The organism is Pseudomonas sp. GM84 (assembly GCF_000282535.1).
Lineage (GTDB): Bacteria > Pseudomonadota > Gammaproteobacteria > Pseudomonadales > Pseudomonadaceae > Aquipseudomonas.
On the sequence record NZ_AKJC01000298.1, the window covers coordinates 1 to 3,671 of the forward strand.

At 60.1% G+C, this 3,671-nt stretch carries 1 protein-coding gene and 3 tRNA genes; all 4 read right to left on the reverse strand.

The genetic code is table 11. From position 1 onward, the window contains the following. Positions 1 to 190: 190 nt before the first annotated feature. Positions 191 to 266, reverse strand: a tRNA-Lys gene (locus PMI38_RS21150). Positions 267 to 272: 6 nt separating this feature from the next. Continuing rightward, positions 273 to 349, reverse strand: a tRNA-Pro gene (locus PMI38_RS21155). A gap of 4 nt (positions 350 to 353) precedes the next feature. Next, positions 354 to 429 (reverse strand) — tRNA-Asn (locus PMI38_RS21160). 458 nt (positions 430 to 887) lie between these two features. Then, positions 888 to 3,452 carry an ATP-dependent chaperone ClpB gene (gene clpB, locus PMI38_RS21165; RefSeq protein WP_008098555.1) on the reverse strand — a complete coding sequence of 855 codons (2,565 nt, stop codon included), beginning with the start codon at positions 3,450 to 3,452 and terminating at the stop codon, positions 888 to 890. Positions 3,453 to 3,671 lie beyond the last annotated feature (219 nt).

Genomic DNA, 3,671 nt, shown 5'->3' on the forward strand with positions numbered 1-3,671 from the left:
CCACAGGTACGGCGCCGCCCTTGAGCACAGCGCTGTACCTGTGGGAGCTGGCTTGCCGGCGATAGGGCCAGCAGCCCTAGCCATGGCTGAATGACTACAGAAGATCTGCACCGAAAGGTGCTTTTTTTTTGCGCGGGATAAATTCGAGGCAAAAGAAAAAGGGCATCTCTTTCGAGATGCCCTCTTTACATGGTGGGTCGTGTAGGATTCGAACCTACGACCAATTGGTTAAAAGCCAACTGCTCTACCAACTGAGCTAACGACCCGGAAAGTGGTCGGGGTGAGGGGATTCGAACTCCTGACATCCTGCTCCCAAAGCAGGCGCGCTACCGGACTGCGCTACACCCCGAGATTGGCTCCGCGACCTGGACTCGAACCAGGGACCCAATGATTAACAGTCATTTGCTCTACCGACTGAGCTATCGCGGAACTGAACTTCGGTACAACTCCGAAGACTGTGTTCGCTTCGGACTCTTTAGCTTCTTCGCTTTCGCTTTGTCGCTGCTGAGGCCGGCTATTCTACATTCTTCGTTTTGCTTGTCAACCCCTTTTTTTCATTCAACTTACTGATTTGTAAGTTGTTTTGCGATCACCGTTGTTGCTGGTGATTCGCTTAGTGGCTGACAACGCGGCGTATATTAGGGGCACTCTGAATTTGATGCAAGCAAAAATTTCAAAATTTTCAGCAAGTTATCAAAAAAGGCTGGAAGGCCTAGGTTTTACGGGGTCTGGGCGGGCCCTATCGCCGGCAAGCCGGCTCCCACACGGGTCCCTGCCCGCCTTTGAAACTGTGCTGTACCTGTGGGAGCTGGCTTGCCAGCGAGGGGGGCAGCGCGATTTCAGGCAAAAAAAAGCCCCGCAGAGGCGGGGCTTTTTTACAGCAGGGATCAGGCAAACACGATTTCGTCGCCTTCCACCTTGGCGGTAATCGCCGAACCAGGCAGGAACTTGCCGGCCAGGATCAGTTGCGCCAGCGGGTTCTCGATCCAGCGCTGAATCGCCCGCTTCAGCGGACGAGCGCCGTATACCGGGTCGTAACCCACGGCAATCAGCTTGTCCAACGCTTCCGGGCTCAGGCTCAGCGCCAGCTCGCGTTCGAGCAGACGGCTGCGCAGGCGGCCAAGCTGGATCTCGGTGATACCGGCGATCTGGTCGCGGCCCAATGGCTCGAACACCACCACCTCGTCGATACGGTTGACGAACTCCGGACGGAAGTGCGAACCCACCGCATCCATCACCGCCGCACGCTGTGCTTCGCGATCCCCCACCAGCTCCTGGATCTGCGCCGAGCCCAGGTTGGAGGTCATCACGATCACCGTGTTGCGGAAGTCCACAGTGCGTCCATGGCTGTCGGTCAGGCGGCCGTCTTCCAGCACCTGCAGCAGCACGTTGAACACATCCGGGTGGGCCTTCTCCACCTCGTCCAGCAGCACCACCGAGTAAGGCTTGCGCCGTACCGCTTCGGTCAGGTAACCGCCCTCTTCATAACCGACATAGCCTGGTGGAGCGCCGATCAGGCGAGCCACGGAGTGTTTCTCCATGAACTCGGACATGTCGATACGCACCATGGCCTCTTCGGTGTCGAACAGGAACTCGGCCAGGGCCTTGCACAGTTCGGTCTTGCCCACACCGGTCGGGCCGAGGAACAGGAACGAACCACTCGGCCGGTTCGGGTCGGACAGGCCGGCACGCGAACGGCGCACAGCGTTGGCCACGGCAGTGACGGCTTCGTTCTGGCCGATCACGCGCTGGTGCAGCAGGTCTTCCATCTTCAGCAGTTTCTCGCGCTCACCTTCGAGCATCTTGGCCACTGGGATGCCGGTCCACTTGGAGACCACTTCGGCAATTTCTTCCTCGGTGACCTTGTTGCGCAGCAACTGGTTCTCCGTCTTGCCGTGCTGGTCGACCATCTGCAGGCTGCGCTCCAGGTCCGGGATCACCCCGTACTGCAGCTCGGCCATGCGGTTCAGGTCACCTTTGCGACGGGCAGTTTCCAGCTCTTGGCGGGCCTGCTCGATCTTTTGCTGGATCTGGGCCGAGCCTTGAACTTCAGCTTTTTCCGACGCCCAGATTTCTTCCAGGTCGGAATACTCACGCTCCAGCCGCTCGATTTCCTCGGTCAGCTTCTCGAGGCGCTTCTTGGCCGCTTCGTCTTCTTCCTTCTTCAGCGCCTGGGACTCCACCTTCAGCTGGATCAGGCGACGGTCGAGGCGGTCGAGCACTTCCGGCTTGGAGTCGATCTCCATGCGGATGCGGCTGGCCGCTTCGTCGATCAGGTCGATAGCCTTGTCCGGCAGCTGGCGGTCGGTGATGTAGCGGTGGCTGAGCTTGGCCGCAGCGATGATCGCACCGTCGGTGATGGCCACCTTGTGGTGCACTTCATAGCGCTCTTTCAGGCCGCGCAGGATGGCGATGGTGTCTTCCTCGCTCGGCTCCTCCACCAGCACCTTCTGGAAGCGACGCTCCAGCGCCGCATCCTTCTCGATGAACTGGCGGTATTCGTTGAGCGTGGTGGCGCCAACGCAGTGCAGCTCGCCACGGGCCAGGGCCGGCTTGAGCATGTTGCCGGCGTCCATGGCGCCCTCGCCTTTACCGGCGCCGACCATGGTGTGCAGTTCGTCGATGAACAGGATGATCTGGCCTTCCTGCTTGGACAGCTCGTTGAGCAGGCCTTTGAGGCGCTCTTCGAACTCACCGCGGTACTTGGCACCGGCGATCAGCGCACCCATGTCCAGCGCCAGCAGGCGCTTGCCCTTGAGGCCATCGGGCACTTCGCCGTTGATGATGCGCTGGGCCAGGCCTTCGGCGATGGCGGTCTTGCCCACGCCGGGCTCGCCGATCAGGACCGGGTTGTTCTTGGTACGGCGTTGCAGCACCTGGACGGTACGGCGGATTTCGTCGTCACGGCCGATCACCGGGTCGAGCTTGCCCTCTTCGGCACGCTTGGTCAGGTCGACGGTGTACTTGTCCAGCGCCTGGCGCGACTCTTCGGCATTGGCGTCGTTGACTGCCGCACCGCCGCGCAGGTTGTTGATGGCGTTTTCCAGGGCCTTCTTGGTCACGCCCTGGCCGAGCAGCAACTTACCGAGCTTGCTGTTCTCGTCCATGGCCGCCAGCAGCACCATCTCGCTGGAGATGAACTGGTCGCCCTTCTGCTGGGCCAGGCGGTCGGCCTGATTGAGCAGGCGCGCCAGGTCCTGCGACATGTTCACGTCGCCGGTGGGGTTCTGGATTTTCGGCAGTTGATCGAGTTCTTTGACCAATGCCTGGCGCAGGTTGTTGATGTCGAAACCTACCTGCATCAGCAGCGGTTTGATGGAGCCGCCCTGCTGCTCGATCAGTGCCTGCAGCAGGTGCACGGGCTCGATGGCAGGGTGGTCCATGCCAACGGCCAGGGATTGGGCATCGGATATTGCAAGTTGCAGCTTGCTGGTCAAACGGTCTATTCGCATGGGGATACCTTCCTGTAAGGGCAGGTCGGAGCGATGGACAGCGCCTTTAATGAAGAAACCTGCCTGAGATGACCTTATAGATAAGGCTGATTCTGGAAGATTCAAGCGTAGCGGGGTTGACCGGGGTCAGTCTGATGGATTAGTGGGGGATTCATCGCCGGCAAGCCGGCTCCCACAGGGATCCCACATGGCCTGAGGCTTGCGCTGTACCTGTGGGAG

What these genes read in the sequence shown, in the direction of transcription:
- clpB (WP_008098555.1), bottom strand. Translation starts at nt 3,452, where the DNA reads ATGCGAATAGACCGTTTGACCAGCAAGCTGCAACTTGCAATATCCGAT.